This is a genomic window from Plantactinospora mayteni, from assembly GCF_016862935.1.
GTDB lineage: Bacteria > Actinomycetota > Actinomycetes > Mycobacteriales > Micromonosporaceae > Plantactinospora > Plantactinospora mayteni.
The window spans coordinates 1-18547 of sequence record NZ_BONX01000019.1; the positions used below are offsets into that span (position 1 = coordinate 1).

General features: G+C 71.7%; 15 protein-coding genes. 7 read left to right on the plus strand and 8 right to left on the minus strand.

Annotated features, from left to right (window positions below; genetic code table 11):
- The first annotated feature begins 475 nt into the window (after positions 1 to 475).
- Both metG and Pma05_RS15315 read left to right on the plus strand, forming a co-directional pair.
- Positions 476 to 2308 (plus strand): methionine--tRNA ligase, encoded by a 1833-nt coding sequence (gene metG / locus Pma05_RS15310; protein ID WP_203858082.1) that lies wholly within the window; start codon positions 476 to 478, stop codon positions 2306 to 2308.
- Positions 2309 to 2381: 73 nt separating this feature from the next.
- Positions 2382 to 3242, plus strand: coding sequence for an SAM-dependent methyltransferase (locus Pma05_RS15315; protein ID WP_203858083.1), 861 nt, complete (start codon positions 2382 to 2384; stop codon positions 3240 to 3242).
- A 205-nt stretch (positions 3243 to 3447) separates the two neighbouring features.
- On the opposite strand, the gene Pma05_RS15320 is transcribed toward Pma05_RS15315, so the two are convergent.
- Positions 3448 to 4734, minus strand: a complete 1287-nt coding sequence (locus Pma05_RS15320; protein WP_203858084.1) for a hypothetical protein — start codon at positions 4732 to 4734, stop codon at positions 3448 to 3450.
- Positions 4735 to 4975: 241 nt separating this feature from the next.
- On the opposite strand from Pma05_RS15320, the gene Pma05_RS15325 reads away from it, so the two are divergent.
- Positions 4976 to 5878, plus strand: coding sequence for a TatD family hydrolase (locus tag Pma05_RS15325; RefSeq protein WP_203858085.1), 903 nt, complete (start codon positions 4976 to 4978; stop codon positions 5876 to 5878).
- Between the two features lie 99 nt (positions 5879 to 5977).
- Here Pma05_RS15325 and Pma05_RS15330 read toward each other — a convergent pair whose 3' ends face one another.
- From Pma05_RS15330 to Pma05_RS15360, 7 genes are all read right to left on the minus strand, one after another.
- Positions 5978 to 7075: an Lrp/AsnC family transcriptional regulator gene (locus Pma05_RS15330; RefSeq protein ID WP_203858086.1), complete on the minus strand. Its 1098-nt coding sequence runs from the start codon at positions 7073 to 7075 to the stop codon at positions 5978 to 5980.
- A complete protein-coding gene (locus Pma05_RS15335) occupies positions 7072 to 7962 on the minus strand; it encodes an alpha/beta fold hydrolase (protein ID WP_239312422.1) in 891 nt (296 codons plus the stop codon). The genes Pma05_RS15330 and Pma05_RS15335 overlap by 4 nt, the downstream gene beginning before the upstream one ends.
- Positions 7963 to 7964: 2 nt before the next feature.
- Positions 7965 to 9131, minus strand: coding sequence for a M24 family metallopeptidase (locus tag Pma05_RS15340; protein ID WP_203858087.1), 1167 nt, complete (start codon positions 9129 to 9131; stop codon positions 7965 to 7967).
- Positions 9132 to 9138: 7 nt separating this feature from the next.
- Positions 9139 to 10059 (minus strand): ABC transporter permease, encoded by a 921-nt coding sequence (locus tag Pma05_RS15345; RefSeq protein WP_239312424.1) that lies wholly within the window; start codon positions 10057 to 10059, stop codon positions 9139 to 9141.
- Positions 10056 to 11021, minus strand: coding sequence for an ABC transporter permease (locus Pma05_RS15350; protein ID WP_203858088.1), 966 nt, complete (start codon positions 11019 to 11021; stop codon positions 10056 to 10058). The genes Pma05_RS15345 and Pma05_RS15350 overlap by 4 nt, the downstream gene beginning before the upstream one ends.
- Positions 11022 to 11105: 84 nt before the next feature.
- Positions 11106 to 12716 (minus strand): ABC transporter substrate-binding protein, encoded by a 1611-nt coding sequence (locus tag Pma05_RS15355; protein ID WP_203858089.1) that lies wholly within the window; start codon positions 12714 to 12716, stop codon positions 11106 to 11108.
- Positions 12716 to 13924, minus strand: a complete 1209-nt coding sequence (locus Pma05_RS15360; protein ID WP_203858090.1) for a dipeptidase — start codon at positions 13922 to 13924, stop codon at positions 12716 to 12718. Before Pma05_RS15360 ends, Pma05_RS15355 begins: the two co-directional genes overlap by 1 nt.
- Positions 13925 to 14055: 131 nt before the next feature.
- Between Pma05_RS15360 and Pma05_RS15365 the strand changes: the two genes are divergently transcribed.
- From Pma05_RS15365 to Pma05_RS15380, 4 genes are all read left to right on the plus strand, one after another.
- Positions 14056 to 15174, plus strand: coding sequence for an ABC transporter ATP-binding protein (locus Pma05_RS15365; RefSeq protein ID WP_203858091.1), 1119 nt, complete (start codon positions 14056 to 14058; stop codon positions 15172 to 15174).
- Positions 15161 to 16300 carry an ABC transporter ATP-binding protein gene (locus Pma05_RS15370; RefSeq protein WP_203858092.1) on the plus strand — a complete coding sequence of 380 codons (1140 nt, stop codon included), beginning with the start codon at positions 15161 to 15163 and terminating at the stop codon, positions 16298 to 16300. The genes Pma05_RS15365 and Pma05_RS15370 overlap by 14 nt, the downstream gene beginning before the upstream one ends.
- A 252-nt stretch (positions 16301 to 16552) precedes the next feature.
- On the plus strand, positions 16553 to 17428 hold the full coding sequence (rsmA, locus tag Pma05_RS15375; protein ID WP_203858093.1) for a 16S rRNA (adenine(1518)-N(6)/adenine(1519)-N(6))-dimethyltransferase RsmA: 876 nt from the start codon (positions 16553 to 16555) through the stop codon (positions 17426 to 17428).
- Positions 17429 to 17576: 148 nt separating this feature from the next.
- Positions 17577 to 18533 (plus strand): 4-(cytidine 5'-diphospho)-2-C-methyl-D-erythritol kinase, encoded by a 957-nt coding sequence (locus Pma05_RS15380; RefSeq protein ID WP_203858094.1) that lies wholly within the window; start codon positions 17577 to 17579, stop codon positions 18531 to 18533.
- Positions 18534 to 18547: the final 14 nt, after the last annotated feature.

The window sequence follows — 18547 nt, forward strand, 5'->3', positions numbered from 1 at the left end:
GGCGGGCTGGGCGGTGCCGCTGGCCTCGGCGGGCTGGACCGGTGAGATCGCCTCGGCGGGTGGTGGCTCGTCGGCCGACACGGCCCTGGGTCCGGCCGACACGGCCCCGGGCTCAGCCGATGCGGGCGCGGCTCCGGTCGATACGGCCCCGGGTCCGGGCGGTGGCGGCGCGGGTTCGGGCGGTGGCGGCGGATCGGGCTCGGCCTTGGAAGGGCGCGTTTCCGCTGCTTGCTGCCCACCCTCGTGGCCCGTCACCCGTCCATTGGACAACGCTGATCCGGCTCGGCCGGGCAGCCCGGCACGCGTGTCGAAGGAGAAAAAAGTCGGATATCGGTCTGAATATTGGCAGGTTAGGCGATCTTTCCGCTAAACAACCGTCGATGCCCGGTCGCCGGCCCGCCCCGCGCTGCGCCGTCGGCCCGGGGTACGGCGTTGGTTCGCGGTACTCGGACCGTGGTCACTAGGCTTGCTTCTCATGAGTCACGTTCTCGCGGCGGTTGCCTGGCCGTACGCCAACGGCCCGCGCCACATCGGCCACGTCTCCGGCTTCGGGGTCCCCTCCGACGTGTTCAGCCGGTACATGCGGATGGCCGGCCACGACGTGCTCATGGTCAGCGGCACCGACGAGCACGGCACGCCGATCCAGGTGCAGGCGGACAAGGAGGGGGTGACCCCGCGCGAGCTGGCCGACCGCTACAACCGGGTGATCGTCGAGGACCTGCACGGGCTGGGCCTCTCCTACGACCTCTTCACCCGGACCACCACCCGCAACCACTACGCGGTGGTGCAGGAGCTGTTCGAGACGCTGCACCGCAACGGCTACATCGTGCCCAAGGTCACGATGGGGGCGATCTCGCCGTCCACCGGGCGTACCCTGCCGGACCGCTACATCGAGGGCACCTGCCCGATCTGCGGTTACCAGCACGCCCGGGGCGACCAGTGCGACAACTGCGGCAACCAGCTCGACCCGATCGACCTGATCAACCCCCGCTCGAAGATCAACGGTGAGACACCGCAGTTCGTCGAGACCGAGCACTTCTTCCTCGACCTGCCGGCCTTCGCCCAGGCGCTGGCGAAGTGGCTGGACAGCCGGGAGGGCTGGCGGCCGAACGTACTGCGATTCTCCAGGAACCTGCTGGACGACCTCCAGCCCCGGGCGATCACCCGGGACCTGGAGTGGGGCGTGCCGATTCCCCTTGAGGGCTGGCGCGACCGCGGCGACAAGCGGATCTACGTCTGGTTCGACGCCGTGATCGGCTACCTCTCCGCCTCCATCGAGTGGGCCCGGCGCTCCGGCGACCCCGAGGCGTGGCGCCGCTTCTGGACACCAACGGACGCCCAGGGCTCCTCCGGCGGTGCCGACGGGGTCGGCGGAGACGCCCGGGGCTACTACTTCATGGGCAAGGACAACATCGTCTTCCACTCGGTGATCTGGCCGGCGCTGCTGCTCGGCTACGACGGCGAGGGTGACCGGGGCGGCGAGCCCGGCGACCTGGGCCGGCTCAACCTGCCGACCGAGGTGGTCTCCAGCGAGTTCCTGACCATGGAGGGCAAGAAGTTCTCCTCGTCCCGGCAGGTCGTGATCTACGTACGCGACTTCCTGGCCCGGTACGACGCCGACGCGTTGCGCTACTTCATCGCCGTCGCCGGCCCGGAGAGCCAGGACACCGACTTCACCTGGGCGGAGTTCCTGCGCCGCAACAACGACGAGCTGGTCGCCGGCTGGGGCAACCTGGTCAACCGCTCGATCTCGATGGCGGCGAAGAACTTCGGCGCGATCCCGCCGATCGACCCGGCCGGGCTGACCGAGGCTGACGAGGCGCTGCTCACCGCCGCGCGGGCCGGGTTCGGCACCGTCGGCGAGCTGATCGCCAAGCACCGGCAGAAGCAGGCGATCGGCGAGGCGATGCGGGTGGTCGCCGAGGCCAACAAATACCTCTCCGAGCAGGCCCCCTGGAAGCTGAAGGGCGAGGCCGACAAGCCCCGGATGGGCACCATCCTGCACGTCGCGCTCCAGGTGGTCAGCGACGCCAACACGCTGCTCACGCCGTTCCTGCCGCACTCGGCGCAGCGGGTGCACGAGCTGCTCGGCGGTACCGGCGTACACGCGCCGATGCCGTCGATCGTGGAGGTCGACGACCTGGACGGCGGGCCGGCGTACCCGGTGTTGACCGGGGACTACACGGTCGGGGCCAAGTGGGAGTCGGTACCGGTCGAGGCCGGTCGCGCACTGGCCGCACCCAAGCCGGTCTTCCGCAAGCTCGATCCCTCCATCGTGGACGAGGAACTCGCCCGACTCGTCGACTGAACCGGCCGGCCGGTACGATTCGTCTTCTTCTCCCCCCGAGTCAGAGACGGTTGTCGATCGTGGAGCTGGTGTCGTGACCGCGCCCAATGACGGAAGCATGCCCTCGATCCGGCAGGACGTGCCCACGCCGGCCCGGATGTACGACTACTGCCTCGGTGGCAAGGACAACTTCCCGGTCGACCGGGCGGCGGTGCTGGCGGTGCACAAGCAGTTTCCGGAGGGGGCGACCGAGGCCCGGAACAACCGCCTGTTCCTCTACCGGCTGGTGCGCTTCCTGGCCCGGGACGCCGGGATCCGGCAGTTCCTGGACATGGGCAGCGGGCTGCCGACCCAGTCCAACGTGCACCAGGTGGCCCAGCGGTTCCAGCCGGACGCGCACGTGGTCTACGTGGACAATGACCCGATCGTGCTGGCGTACGGCCGAGCGCTGCTCGCCGACGATCGCACCACCACGGTGATCGCGGCGGACATGACCGAGTCGCAGCGGATCGTCGACGACCCCGAGACCCGGAAGCTGATCGACTTCGCCGAGCCGGTGGCCGCGCTGTTCCTGTCGATCGGCCACTCCATCGTCGACGACGCGTCACTGCGGAACATGTTCGAGACGGTGTGGGCGGCGCTCGCGCCCGGCAGCTATCTCGCGTTCTCCCAGGTGTGTGGGGTGGACCGGGCGGCGGTCGAGGAGGGCAACGAGATGTCCGAACGTCTCGGCCTGGCCTGGAAGAACCGTACCGTGGTCGACGTCACCGAGCTGCTGCGCGGGCTGGCGCCGGTGGAGACGGTGGAACCAGGGCTGGTCAAGGTCGTCGACTGGCGACCCGACCCCGACCAGCCGCGACTGGCGCAGGTCGACGAGCCGCTGCGGCCCTACCTGGAGTCGCCCCCGGAGAACCCGCGCGCCACCGAGTGCGGCGTGGTGCTCCGCAAACTCTGACCTCCCACCGCCCCGCGGATCACGGTGATCGGACGTGGAACCAGACGCAGCCACCTCCGATACCTCCGCTCCGGCGGTGCCGTTGGCTGACGACCGTCACCTGGACGACAGAGGCGCTACGCGGCCTGGGTAACGCATCTGGCGTCCAGGTGACCTCACCTTCGCGCGCGTCTGGGCCGAGGCGTCGCAGAGCGGGTGAGGCGTCTTACAACGTGTACGGCACGTCGAGGAGTTGGTCGTCGGTGACCTCGACCGCCGGCGCCCACGACTCGTAGACCCCGCGCTCGTAGCACTGCGCACCGAGTGCGGCGACGTTGTCCGGGTCGGGTCGACAGAGCCGTACCCGCAGCCAGCCGCCCTCCTCGCGGAGTACGAGGCAGCGGCTGTCGCGCCAGATGACGTACCGGGCGCGGCGGGTGAGGGTATCCACCGGATAGCGGGCCGCCCGGGTCATCGCCAGCACCCGGAACTCGCCGGGCGGGTCGGCGACCGCCTCGTGCTCCTGCCCCCGGTAGCCGCCGATCAGCAGGGTGGACCGGATCGCGTCGCTGGTCGAGACGTACTCCTGGTCGGGTGACACCCCGGGCACCACGGCCAGCAGGTGCCGCCAGCGCGGCCCGGCCATCCGCAGCCAGCCGCGCTGCTCCGGCTGGTACGTGTAGAGCACCACCTCGTCCCCGTCCGGGGTGTGCGCCAGCAGGGCCGCGTTCGCCGGCAGCGGCAGGTCGGCGAGGTCCCGGGTGACGAACTCCGGGATCAGGTGCCGCCCGCTCGGGGTGAACCCGGTGCCGAGCACCGGTGGCCCGACCCGGTCGTGCGGCGGCATCGTCATCAGACCGTGGTGTTCGGCGGCCAACGGTGCGACGTAGTCGATCGGGTCGGTCGCCCGCCAGCGCAGCAGGTACGCGACCTCGGGCACCGCCCGCCCCGCCTCCGAGTCGGTACGCAGCAGCATCTGGTCGGTCGGCGTGCGCAGGTGCGCCACGTCGTACTCGCGGTAGCAGAAGCCGTACGGCAGCCAGCCGCGCAGCAGGAACCCGGCGAACTGCTGGGCGGAGAGCGCCTTGACCATCTGGCTGCCCCGCTGCACGGTCGCCGACTCGCGTACCGAGACCAGCACCGGGTCCTCGGCCGCCGCGGGGCTCTGGCTGAGGCCGTGGATGTCGGACCAGCCCCAGACCCGGTGCAGTGGTGCGGTCAGCGGGGTGTCCGGGACACCGAGACCGTTCGCCCGCTCGCCCGGACCGGCACCACCGCCGGTCACCCGGGCGTCCGGGAGCACCCCGACCTCGCTGGCGTGGGCGTACCGGTGGTAGGGGTAGCGGGCGTCGGGGCGGCGGTCCCGTGCGAAGCCGGGCACGGGATCGGTGCTGAACAGCTCGTATGCGGCACCTCGGGCGAGTTCCTCGGCCGGGTGCACGGCTCCGCCGTACCGGACACGGAGTCCGGCCGGCGTCTCTGGCACCGCACTGGCCGGCGGGGACACGCTCACCGCGCCGACGCTAAGACTGATCCGTACCGGAGCGGTGAACAGTGGGTTACCGACCGGGGTTGCCCGGGCGGCGCGGAGCGCTAACTGGCGGTTCGGCCGACCGGCGGGACCGGTTCGGCCGCCCCTCCCCGCCGGTTCGGCCGACGCCCACCACCCCGGCCGCCAACCCCCGCGACCGGCATCGGGGCGGGCGACCACCCCATCCGGTACTCCCGAGCCCGCGACGCCGGACCGATATGTGATGCTGGCGGCGATGAGCCAGCCAACCGAGAGCCGCCGTGCGCGGGCCGCCCGCCGGGCGGGGGAGTTTCCGCCGGTGCCGGAGCCACTGCCCGGGCCGGTGATGGACAGCCACACCCACCTGGACATCACCCTCGCCGAGTCCGGCACCCCGCCGTGGAACGGTCGGCCGGACGATCCGGTGGCGGCGGCCGTCGAGCTGGCCGCCCAGGTCGGAGTGGACCGGCTGGTGCAGGTCGGCGTCGACGTGGCGTCCTCCCGCTGGGGTGCCGAGCTGGCCCGGCGGCAGCCGGCGGTGGTCGCCACGGTGGCGCTGCACCCGAACGAGGCGCCCCGACTGGCCGACCTGGACGAGGCGCTGCGGGAGATCGAGGCACTGGCCGCCGAGGACCGGGTACGCGGGATCGGCGAGACCGGGATGGACTTCTTCCGTACCGGGGACGAGGGCAGGGCGGCCCAGGAGGCGAGTTTCCGGGCACACATCGCGATCGCCAAGCGGTACGCCAAGCCGCTGGTGATCCACGACCGGGACGCGCACGCGGACGTGCTGCGGATCCTCGACTCGGAGGGTGCCCCGGAGACGGTGGTGCTGCACTGCTTCTCCGGAGACGCCGAGTTCGCCGCCGAGTGCGTCCGGCGCGGCTACCTGCTGAGTTTCGCCGGTACGGTCACCTTCGGCAACGCCGCCGAGCTGCGCGAGGCCGCCAGGATCACCCCGCTGGACCAGATCCTGGTGGAGACCGACGCGCCCTACCTGACGCCGATGCCGCACCGGGGACGGCCGAACGCGTCGTACCTGATCCCGCTGACCGTCCGGTCGCTGGCCGAAACCACCGGCGCCGACCTGGACGAACTCTGCGCCTCGATCTCGGCCACCGGCGACCGGGCCTTCGGCCCCTGGTGACCCCCGCCCGCTCGTGCCGGGCACAAGATCGCGCTGTTCCGGGAAGTAGTGGCCTCCGTCAGCGTCCGAAGGCACTACTTCCGGGAAGCAGCGCCACGGTCAGGCAGAGGTGCGGCGGGTGCGGGTGGTCTTGGGGCCGGGGGGTGGGGTGCCGGCGGTTGGCTGGGAGGGGACCAGGTCGGCGGGGATGGGCTCGCCGGCCATGCCTTCGGCGGCGAGTCGCCGGGCGGCCCAGGGAGTGATCACGAAGCCCCGCTTGACGGTGAGCAGTTGCACCCCGGCGGTCCACGCGTGGATGCCGTCTATCCCGCCGAGGGTCTTGGTGGTGAACTCGAAGACGTCGGCGTGGGTCGGCAGGATCACCTCGCACATCAGCGACTCCTGCCCGAGCGTCGCGGCGACGTAGCGGACGCCGCGCAGCGCGGCGAGTTCCCGGGCCACCCCGTCGAGCCGGGACGGCGCCACCGAGAGCCAGAAGAAGATCTCCGCCTCGAAGCCGAGCGCCGTCGCCGGGATCAGCGTGATCACCTGTACGCAGCCCGCGGTGTACAGCGACTCGAACCGCCGCCGTACGGTGCTCTCGCTGACCGACAGCCCGCCGGCCACCGCCTGGAAGCTGTTCCGGCCGTCCTCGCGCAGCGCCGCGATGATCCGTTCGTCCAGGTCGTCGAGGTGCGCCGGGGGGCAGTCGTGCACTGGCGGCGGGGCGACGAGCTGGGGTTCGGTACCGAGCAGGTGCCGGGACCACTCGTGGGTCGACTTGTAGGTGTGCAGGTTCAGGTCGGCGACGCTGCCCTGCACTCCGGGGATCTTCTGCAAGCCGTTGAGCAGCACGCTGTGCAGGCTGGTCCCCTTCGGCACCAACACCTCGGCCACCAGGTCGTACACCCCGGTGACCAGTGCGACGAAGCGGATCTCCGGCATCGCGGCCAGCGCCTGCGCGGCGGCGAGCTGACTCCCCGCCGCGCAGCGGATCCGTACGATCAGCAGGTCGGCCGGCCCGCCGCCGGGCTGCGGCGCGGCGGCGACCTTGACCAGCCCGTCGGCGAAGAGTTGCTGCGCCCGCCGGGCCACGGTGGTCACCGAGGTACCGGTGAGCTGGGCGATCTCCGTCCAACTCGCCCGCCCGTTGACCTGGAGCGCGGCGACGATGCGCCGGTCGGTCGGATCGAGGTCGTAGGTCTCGCCCGGGATCATGCCCGGAGCGCCGGTACGCCGGCCAGGAACTCCCGGACGACCTGCTGGAACCGCTCGGCCTCCTCCAACTGCGGGGAGTGCCCGGAGTGCTCGAAGACCACCAGTTTCGCGTCCGGGATCAGTCCGGCGATGGTTTCGCTGCATTCCACCGGCGTGATCCAGTCATGTCGACCCACGGTGACCAGGGTCGGGCAGGAGATCCCCGGGAGCAACGACTTGATGTCGTAGTTGGGCTGGTTGACGGCGAATGCGAAGTTGTGCGTGGCGTACCGGTACGGGGTGCTTTCGACGCGTTGCCGTACCTTGTCCCAATCTAGGTCGTGGTCGTAGAGCGGCAGGATCTCCGCCCAGCAGTCCCGCAGGTCGTCGTCGTCCCGGACCGTGCCGGACATGATCCGGTCCAACTTCACCCGGTCGATCTCCACCCGTGCCGAGGCGAGCGCGTTGCGCAGCGCCAGCTCCTGGTTGGCGTTGTCGGCGGCGGTGTCCCGGAGTACCAGTGCGGTCACCCGGTCCGGATAGCGGATCGCGTACTCCATCGAGACGAAACCGCCGTACGAGCCGCCCGCCATCACGATCCGCTCGGCGCCGATCCACTCCCGCAGCCCGTCCACGTCGGCCGCCCACTGCTCGTGGCTGAACGGCCCGTTCCCCTCGCTCGCCCCCGAACCCCGCGCGTCGAAGACCAGCACCCGGTACTCGTCGGTGAAGGCCGCGAAGGACGCCCTCGGCTCGGCCATCGAACCCAGCCCCGGCGCCCCGTGGTGCACGATCATCACCGGCTTCCCCGGCGCGGCGCCCCTCCCCGGCGCGTCGTCGCCGAGTACCAGCACGTTGAGCCGGTTGCCGTTGATCTCCACCATCGTCGGTTCGCTGGTCACGGTCATGCTCATGCTCCGATCACGATCTCGTCGAGGTCCCGGGGATAGCTGGTGAGCCGGCGCGGCCCGTCGTCGGTCACCAGTACCGTGTCCGAGATCCGGTAGCCGGCGTGGCCGGGCACGTACACCCCGGGTTCGCTGGAGAGCACCATCCCGGGCGCCAGCACCGTGTCGTCGCCGTCGGCCACCCAGGGCGGCTCGTGGAAGCCGAGCCCGATCCCGTGCCCCTGCCGGTGCCGCAGGTATTCGCCGAGCCCGGCCCGGCGGATCACGTCCAGACAGGCCCGGTTGGCGTCCACGCAGCGGGTGCCGGGGCGCAGCGCCTCGGTGCCGACCTGCTGCGCCTGCCGGACCACCTCGTAGTAGCGGCGCTGCTCGGCGGTCGGCTCGCCGAGCAGGAAGGTCCGTTCGCTCTCCACGAACCGGCCGCCGACCGCACAGCCGAGGGAGAGCATGAACGGCTCGCCGTGCCGCAGCCGGTCCCCGCCGGGCAGCCGGTGCGGCTGGGCCGAGTTCGGGCCGCCGTAGACCAGGCCGCCGGTGAGCATCGGCACCACCACGACGTCGTCGTGCTCGGCGTACATCCTGGCGGCGCCGTACCGGGTGACGTGGCCGGCCAGCTCCGTCTCGGTGGGTAGCTCGGCACCGCCGGCCACCGCGTCGGCGACCAGCCGGACGCCCTCGGCCAGCATCGAGTCGGCGATCCGGGCCGCCTCGGCGTGCAGGGCGATCTCCTCCGGCGTCTTGCGCAGCCGCAGCGCCCCGACCAGGTCACTCGGCTCCCAGGCGGTACCGGGGAAGGCCCGGCCGATCCCGCCGACCCGGGCCACCGTGGTGGACGGGGCATAGCCGGCCCGGACCGGTGGGGTCGGCACCGCGTCCCGGAGCACCGCCCACGGGCTCCGCTCGCCGGGGAACTCCGGATAGACCACCAGCTCGGCGGCGGCCCGCTGGTCGGCGGCGTACTCCCGCTCCAGGTCCGGGACCAGCAGCAGCACGGCGCCGTCCCGGGCCAGGTAGGCGGCGACCGGGCGCTCGTTGGGGAAGTGCGAAAAACCCGTCAGGTACGCCACGTCGAGCGGATCGTCCAGCAGCAGCGCGTCCAGCCCGGCCCGGTCCAGTTCGGCTCGGACGGTCTCGTGCAGGCTGGAGTAGAAGGAAGCAGCCAGTCGCACCGGCTCGTCACCTCGTCCTCGGATTGCGGGCGTCGTTGTACGCCACGGCGAGCAGGGTGGTCGCCACCACCAGCAGCAGGATGGCCAGCGACGGGAAGAGCGTGGTCCACCAGGCGGTGGCGAGCGAGCCGGAGCGCTGCGCCTGGTGCAGGATCGTCCCCCAGGACCAACTGTTCGGGTCGCCGAGCCCGAGGAACGACAGTCCCGCCTCGGAGAGCACCGCCCGGGAGGTGGTCAGTACCACCGAGACCGCGACGACCGGCGCGACGCCGGGCAGTACGTGTTTGCGGATGATCCACAGGTGCGAGCCGCCGATCACGTGCGCCGCCGAGACGTACGGCATCGGCACCACGGCCAGTCCCTGGGAGCGGACCACCCGGGCCACCTCGGGCCAACTGAAGACCGCGATCACCACCACCAGGGTCGGCACGCTCGGCCCGGCCAGTGCGGCGACCAGGATCATCAGCGGCAACACCGGCAGCGACAGCGAGACGTCGACGATCACCCCGAGTACGAGATCGGCCGGCCGGAAGTACGCCGCCGCGACCCCGACCAGTACGCCGATGACGATCGCCAGCAGGCTGGCCGCCAGGCCGACCACGATGCTGACCCTGGTCCCCCAGATCACCTGGGCGAAGACGTCCCGCCCCAGGTCGTCGGTGCCGAACCAGTGCCCGGCACCGGGACCGGCGAGCACCTCCTCGCCGTACCCGCTCGGGTAGTCGGCGATCAGCGGCGCGGCCAGCGCGACCAGGCCGAGCAGGATCAGCACCCCGGCGCTGACCAGGCCGAGCGGGTTGCGTCGGAACGACTGCCAGGTCTGCCGGGCCACCGACTCGGACGGCGGCAGCCCACCGGCCGCCGGAGTCGCAGCGGCGGCCGGCGGCGGCGTGTCGCCCCCGGACGGCATCACCAGTTCCGTCGTCATGAGGTCCTCACCCTCGGGTCGAGCAGTCCGTAGGCGAGGTCGGTGAGCAGGTTGGCGACGATCACCGCGAAGGCGAGCATCAGGAACGCGCCCTGCAACACCGGGAAGTCGAGCTGGCCGACGGCCTCGAAGATGGCCCGGCCGACCCCCGGGTACGCGTAGATCGACTCGGTCAGCACCGCCCCGCCGACCAGGAAGCCCAGTTGCAACCCGACCAGCGTGGTCGTCGGCAGCAGCGCGTTGCGCAGCGCGTGCCGCCAGACCACCTTCCGGTTCGGCAGCCCCTTGGCCCGGGCCAGCGTGCAGTAGTCCTCGCCGAGCGCGTCGATCAGGGTGCTGCGCAGGGTCAGCACGTACGAGCCGAGCTGCACCAGCACCAGGGAGAGGCAGGGCAGGATCAGGTGCAGCGCGATGCTGCCGTACGCGGCCAGCCCGTAGACGTCGTCGTCCATCGCGCCGCCGATCGGCAGGATGCCGAAGACCACCCCGAAGACGTAGAGCAGGAAGACTCCGATGCTCGGGATGAAGAGCGACTGGCCGGTGATGCCGCCGACCTGGATCAGCCGGTCCAGGGTGCCCTTGGCCCGGGTCGCCGCGACCACGCCGAGCGGGATGCCCAGCGCCACGGTCACCACCAGCGCGGAACCGGCCAGCAGCAGGGTCCAGGGCAGCCGCTCCAGCAGGATGTCCAGCACCGGCTGGTTCTGCCGGAACGACACCCCGAGGTTGCCGTGCAGGAGTTGGGTCAGGTACTCCCAGTACTGCACCGCCAGTGGCCGGTCCAGGCCGTAGTCGCGGAGCAGCTCGGCCCGCAGTTCGTCGGTCATCGTCGGATCCGCCACCGCCAGGGCCGGGTCGCCGGGCAGCAGGCGCAGCAGGAAGAACGTTACGGTCACCGCGAACCACATGGTCAGTACGCCGCGCAGCAGGCGGCGGGTGACGAACCGGGCGCCAGCGGGCATGCTCTCTCTCCTTCCTTGGCTTGCCGGTCGAGGCGGGCCCTGTGGTGCGGCGGGCCCGCCCCGACCGTCGTCGAACTGGTCGCGTCAGCCCTTGGTGGCCTGGGCCACCGAGACGGGGTTGACGATGGAGAGCAGCTCACTCGGCTGGACCAGGAAGTTGGACCACTCCGCCGAGTGCGCGATGGTGAACTCCTCGACGTAGAGCACGTTGTCGTACACCTTGTCGGTGATCATCCTCGCGGCCTGCTGGATCGGGCCCTTCTGACCGGCCTGGTCCAACTGCCCCCGGGCCTGGTCGATCAGGGCGTCCAGCTCCGGGTCGCAGGCGTTGGCGTAGTTGATGAAGCCCTTGCACTTGAACGCGAGCGCCAGGTTGGCCGGCGGGTTCTCCATGATCGCCCACGAGCCGGCGTAGATGTCGTAGTCCCGCGCGGTGTACTTCTCCACGTAGGTGTTCCGCTCCAGACCCTCCAGCTTGATCTCGATCCCGGCCGCCTTGCTGGAGTCCCGGACCAGCTGCGCCCACTTGGAGATGTTCGGGTCGGCCTGGTCGTAGATCATCCGCAGGCTGAGCCCGTCGAAGAGCCCGTCACCGTTGCCGTCCTTGAAGCCCGCCCCGGTGAGCAGCGACTTCGCCTTCGCCGGGTCGTGCGCGTACTCCTTGGCGGACGGGTCCTGCCACTGCTTCAGGGTCGGGGTCAGCACCGAGGAGTTCGACGAGACCGCCTTGCCCTGCAACGCCACCCGGCGGATCGCCTCGTAGTCGACCGCGGCGGCCAGCGCCTGGCGTACCTCCAGCTTGTCCAGCGGCTCGCGGGCGGTGTTGTACTGCATGTGCGCCCAGCCCAGCGACGGCACCTTGACCAGCTTGAGCTTGCTGTCGCCTTCGAGCGTCTTGGCCAGCGGCGGCGGCAGCGCGTTGGCGATCAGGTCGACGTCGCCGTTGCGCAGCGCCAGTGCCTCGGTGTTGACGTCCGGGAAGACCCGGAAGACCACCTCCTTGGTCTTCGGACCGCCCTCGATCAGCGGGAAGTTCTCCATCCGCTCCAGCACGTACCGCTGGCCCCGCTCCACCGTGGTCAGCTTGTACGGCCCGGCCGAGACCCAGTCCTTGTCGTTGGCGAACTTCTGCACGCTGCCGACCTTGCTGAACACGTGCTCCGGTACGACCGGCATCCAGAAGCCGACGTTCTCCAGGAACGTGCCGTCCGGCTGGGAGAGCTGGAACTCGATCTCCGTCGGGGAGATCACGGTGGACTTCTGGTACGACGAGATCAGCCCGGCGACGACGCCGATCTTCTCCTTGGCGACGGCGTCGATGGTGAACGCCACGTCGTCGGCGGTCACCTTCTCCCCGTCGCTCCAGGTGAAGTCGTCCCGGAGGGTGAACTTCGCCTTCCGCCCGCCGTCGGTGTACTCCCACTTGCTGGCCAGGTACGGCGACCGCACCCCGTCCATCCCCATGCTCATCATCCGGGGATACATCAGGTTGGTCACCCAGGTGTCGGTACGGCTGTTGCCGACCAGCGGGTTGTAGTTGAGCACGTCGGCGGTGGTGCCGATCGTGATCCGGTCCGCCGAGCCGCTGCCGCCGCCCGCCTGGCTGTCCGGGTTACCGGGTGAGCAGGCGGTCGCCGCCAGCCCTATCGAGAGCGCGCCCGCCGCCACGGCGAGGGCGCGCCGGAATGTACGCATCAGTGCCAGACCTCCTCAAGGACGCGCATGATGTTGCCCCCCAGGACCTTGCCGATCTCGTCGTCCGAGTAGTCGTGGCCGACCAGCCAGGAGACGATGTTCCAGTAGCACTCGGCCGGGTTCTCCAGCCCGTCCACATAGGGCACCCGGGGGTGCTCGACGTGGCCGTGCGCCTCGGCGATGGACAGGTGTGCGGCGAAGGTGTCGTGCAGGCCGACATGGTCGCCGAAGAGGGTGTCCGGCCCGAACGCCACGTGGTCGATGCCGACCAGTTCGACGCAGTGCACAAAGTGGTCCATCACCGACTCGATGCTGTGCTCGGGGTGGGCCGGCGAGAGCGTGGTGTGCGGTGCGGCCTCCAGGCCGAGCACCCCGCCGCGCTCCGCGCAGGCCCGGATCACCTCGTCCGGCTTCATCCGGTTGGTCGGCCAGACGGTACGCGATCCGGCGTGCGTGATGAAGATCGGCTTGGTGGAGGCGGCGATGACGTCGGCCGAGGTACGGTCCCCGGAGTGCGACACGTCGATCGCGATGCCCAGCTTGTTCATCCGGCGTACGGCCTTCTCGCCGAAGTAGGTGAGGCCGCCGTCGCCCCGCTCCTTGAGCCCGCTGCCCAGGGTGTTCGCCTCGCTGTAGGCGATGCCCATCTGCCGGACGCCGAAGCCGTAGAGCATGTCGATCCGGTCCAGCTCGTTCTCGATCATCGTGGCCGCCTCGGTGGCCAGCACCAGGCCCATCCGGCCGGTCTCGTGCGCGTGGTGGATGTCGGCCAGCTTCTCCACCCGGATCAGGTAGTCCTGGTGGGCCAGGTCGGACAGCCGCATCCCGAGGTCGGCGATGACGTCGGTCCACTTCCAGCCCATCTGGCTGGTCACGCAGCAGGTGCCGTCCATCATGTTGTCGAAGACGGCGGTCATGCCGGAGCGGGCCAGTCCGGCGTACCCGGTGTGGTGCCGCGCGGTCCGGTTGTAGTCGACGGTCTGGCCGATCTCCTCGGGGAAGACCGACGGGTGGTCGTGCAGCGAGATCACGACGTTGTCGGTGAGCAGCCGGCGGACCCGGTCTCGCTCTCCGTCGGTCAGCGAGTTGCCCTGGTACGCCGGCACCCGGCCGAGTTCCGGAGCGAGCTTGAACTCCCGGTAGTCGGTACCTGCCTCCAGGTAGCTGTAGGACGTGTATCCGGTGTAGCGCGGGGCCGGGTCGAGCACGCCGCTCCCTCCTTCGGGTCGGTGCCAGGTGCCGGGGCGCGCGGTGGATTTCGGCGCCGCGACCTGATCTAGGTGTGGATTGTCGGCGATGTGGGAGCAGAGATTGCCAGGATCAGGCACAGCGTGTCAACATGTTGGCCAACTCCGGCGCAGATCAAGGGCTGGGCGACAGAAATCGTTACGGCGGGAAACATCACGGAAATTCGGGAGGTGTAGTGACTAGCGGGGTAGAAAGCCAGCGACGGTCACCCGATGCCGACCTGCCGGCCGCACTGCGGGTCCGGAGCCTCGACGTCACCTTCACCGGCCGGCGCGGCACCGTCCCGGCGGTACGCGGCGTCGACCTCGACATCGCCGCCGGCGAAGTACTCGTGCTGCTCGGCGAGTCCGGCTCCGGCAAGTCGGTCACCGCCCGCGCCGTGATGGGCCTGCTCGACCCCGGCGGCGTGCGGGTCAGCTCCGAGCAGATCCGGGTCGCCGGCCACGACCTGACCAGCGCCGACCCCGAGCAGGTCCGGAAGCTGCGCGGCCAGACCATGGCGCTGGTCTTCCAGGACGCGCTCTCCGCGCTCAACCCGGTGCTCTCGATCGGCGACCAGCTCGGCGAGGTGTTCCGGCTCCACCGCGGGCTCTCCCGCCGGGCCGCCCGCACCGAGGCCGCCGAACTGCTCCGGCTGGTCGGCATCCCGGCCCCGGATCGGCGGGTACGCGACTATCCGCACCAGTTCTCCGGCGGCATGCGGCAACGGATCCTGATCGCCATGGCGGTCGCGCTCGGCCCCCGGCTGCTGATCGCCGACGAGCCCACCACCGCACTCGACGTGACCGTGCAGGCGCAGATCCTGCAACTCGTCGACCGGCTGCGCCGGGAACTCGGGATGGGCGTCCTGCTGATCACCCACGACCTCGGAGTCGCCGCCGAGATCGCCGACCGGGTCGCGGTGATGTACGCCGGCCGGATCGTCGAGACCGGCACCGTGGCCGAGGTACTCGACGGGCCGGCCCACCCGTACACGGCGGCGCTGCTGCGCTCCGTACCCGATCTGGCCCAGCCCGGCGACCGGCTCCGGCCGATCCCGGGGAGCCCGCCGAACCTGCTGGCGCTGCCGACCGGCTGTGCCTTCCATCCGCGCTGCGACCGGGTCACCGAGGAGTGCACGGTGACCCGGCCGGAGCGGCGGCCACTGGCCGTACCCGGTCGGACCGCCGCCTGCCACCACGCCGAGGAGGCCGTCGATGCCCCCGTCTGACCACCCGGCCGGGCCCGGCCCAGCCTCCGCCGACCCGGCCGGGTCCACTCCCGTGGTCGGTACGCCGACCGCGCTCTCCGTCTCCGCCGGCCCGAACACCTCCGGCCCGCTGACCGCCGACTCCCCGGCCAACGGGGAACCGCTGCTGGTCGCCACCGGGGTCCGCAAGACCTACCGGGCCGGACGCGGTCTCGGCGGCCGTTCCCGGGTGCACGCCGTGGACGGGGTGGACCTGACCGTCTCGGCCGGCGAGACCCTCGGGGTGGTCGGCGAATCCGGCTGCGGCAAGTCGACCCTGGCCCGGCTGCTGGTCGGGCTGGAACGCCCCGATTCCGGCCAGGTCCGCTACGCCGGACTCGACGTCGGCACCGCCCGGGGCGTCCGCCGCCGTGAACTGCGCCGGGCCGTGCAGATGGTCTTCCAGGACCCGGTCGCCTCGCTGAACCCCCGGATGCCGATCCTGGACGTGGTCGCCGAGCCGCTCGACGTGCACAGACTCGCCCGGGGCGCCACCGCCCGCCGGGACCGGGTCGCCGAACTGCTGGAGATGGTCGGGCTTTCCCCGGACATGATGCGGCGGTTCCCGCACGAGTTCTCCGGCGGGCAGCGGCAGCGGATCGGCATCGCCCGTGCGTTGGCCACCGAACCCCGGGTGGTGGTCTGCGACGAGCCGGTCTCCGCGCTCGACGTCTCGGTACAGGCCCAGGTGGTCAACCTGCTCGCCGAGTTGCAGCAGCGGCTCGGCATCGCCCTGGTCTTCATCGCGCACGACCTCGGGGTGGTCCGGCACGTCTCGCACCGGGTCGCGGTGATGTACCTCGGCCGGCTCGCCGAACTCGGCCCGGCCGCCACCGTCTACCAGGACCCGGCGCACCCCTACACCCGGGCGCTGCTCGGCTCGGTGCCGGTACGCCATCCGCGCGAGCGGGGACGGGAGCGGATCGTGCTGGCCGGCGACCCGCCGAGCCCGGTCGACCCGCCGTCCGGCTGCCGCTTCCACACCCGCTGCCCGATCGCCCAGGACGTCTGTGGCCGGGACGCACCTGCGCTGCTCGTCCCGGAAAGCGACACCCCGACCGCCGCCGGACAACGGCTCGCCGCCTGCCACTTCGCCGGCACGCCGTAGCCCCGGCTGCCACGCCCCGGCAGTCTGGCTGGCACGCCCGGCAGTCTGGCTGGCACGCCCGGCAGTCCGGCTGGCACGCCCGGGAGTCCGGCCGGTTGACCTGGACAACAGGGGCGTTATCCGCGTGGGTTAACGCATCTGTTGTCCAGGTCGAGCGCGTGTCGCGCGGCGAGGCGGTGCGCGCGGCAGGTCGTCGGCCGGGCGTCGGGTATGTGCCGACGACCGTGCCGGTGGGCCGTACCCTCTTGCAGCATGGCCGCAGATCTGCTCGGCCCGGCGGAGATCCGGGAACTCGCCGCCCGGCTGGGCGTGCAGCCGACCAAGAAGCTCGGCCAGAACTTCGTACACGACCCGAACACGGTGCGCCGGATCGTCGCCGCCGCCGGACTGACCCCGGCTGACGTCGTGTTGGAGGTCGGGCCGGGGCTGGGCTCGCTCACCCTCGGCCTGCTGCCGGTGGCCGGGCACGTGCACGCGGTCGAACTCGACCCGACGCTGGCCGGGGCGCTGCCCGAAACGGTCGCCCGGCACGCCGGCCCGGCCGGTACGGCCCGGCTGACCGTGCACCCTGCCGACGCGCTGCGGATCACCGCCGCCGAGTTGGCCGAGCCGGCCCCGACCGCGCTGGTGGCGAACCTGCCGTACAACGTCGCCGTGCCGGTGGTGCTGCACCTGCTCGCCGAACTGCCCGGCCTGCGGCACGGACTGGTGATGGTGCAGAAGGAGGTCGCCGACCGGCTGGTCGCCGGCCCGGGTTCCCGCACCTACGGCGTGCCGTCCGTCAAACTCGCCTGGTACGCCGACGCGCGAAGCGCCGGCCGGGTACCGCCGAACGTCTTCTGGCCGGTCCCGAACGTCGACTCCGGGCTGGTCGCCTTCACCCGGCGCGAGCCGCCCCGACCCGACGTACCCCGGAAACAGGTCTTCGCGGTGGTCGACGCGGCGTTCGCGCAGCGTCGCAAGACCCTGCGGGCCGCGCTGGCCGGCTGGGCCGGCGGACCGGACCGGGCTGCGGCGGCACTGGTCGCCGCCGGGGTGGACCCCGGCGCCCGGGGCGAATCGCTGACCGCCGCGCAGTTCGCCGCGATCGCCGCGTCGGCCCCGGTGGCCGCCCGGGCCGCCGAGTAGGCTGACGCCGTGTCTGGCAGGAGGTGGTCGACGTGACGGCCGAGCCCGTCGATCCCGCGTCCCGGCGGCCGTGGTCAGCCGACCCGGTCCGGCAGCGGCCCGCGAACCACACCGTCGAGGCCCGGCCGCGGGTCCGGGACATCGCTGCATGACCGAGGCATGGCGGCCGGGCGACGAGGACGAGCGTCTGCGCCGGAGGATGTCCGGCCCGGTCAAGGTCCGGGTACCAGCGAAGGTCAATCTCCATCTCGGGGTCGGGCCGCTGCGCCCGGACGGCTACCACGAGCTGAACACCGTCTACCAGGCGATCTCGATCCACGACGAGCTGACCGCCCGGCGCGGTGACACCCTCACCCTGACCATGGAGGGCGAGGGTGCCGGTGAACTGGCCCTGGACGAGTCCAACCTGGTGATCCGGGCGGCCCGGGCGCTGGCCGCGCACGCCGGGGTGCCGGCGCACGCCCGGCTGCACCTGCGCAAGCAGATCCCGCTGGCCGGCGGCCTGGCCGGGGGGAGCGCCGACGGCGCCGCCGCGCTGGTCGCCTGCGACGCGCTCTGGGGCACCGACCTGAGCCGCGACGAACTCGCCGCGATCGCCGCCGGGCTCGGCTCCGACGTCCCATTCCTGGTGTACGGCGGCACCGCGCTCGGCACCGGCCACGGCGAGACGATCAGCCCGATCCTGGCCCGCCCGGTCACCTGGCACTGGGTGGTGGCGATCGCCGAGGGTGGCCTCTCCACCCCGGCCGCCTACCGCGAACTCGACCGGCTGCGCGCCGAGCAGGCCGCCCCGCCGCCGCTGCGCAACGCCGACGCGCTGCTCGCCGCGCTGCGCGGCCGGGATCCGGCCCGGCTCGGCCGGGCGCTCGGCAACGACCTCCAGGCCGCCGCGCTCTCGCTGCGCCCGGCGCTCGCCGAGACGTTGAAGGCCGGCGAGGCGGCCGGTGCGCTCGCCGGCCTCGTCTCCGGCTCCGGCCCGACCTGCGTCTTCCTGGCCACCGACGGCGGTCACGCCGAGCGGGTCGCCGCCGAGCTGACCGCCTCCGGGCTGTGCCGTACGGTCCGGACGGCGTACGGGCCGGTCCCCGGCGCCCGGGTCGGCTGACCGGCTGACTACCG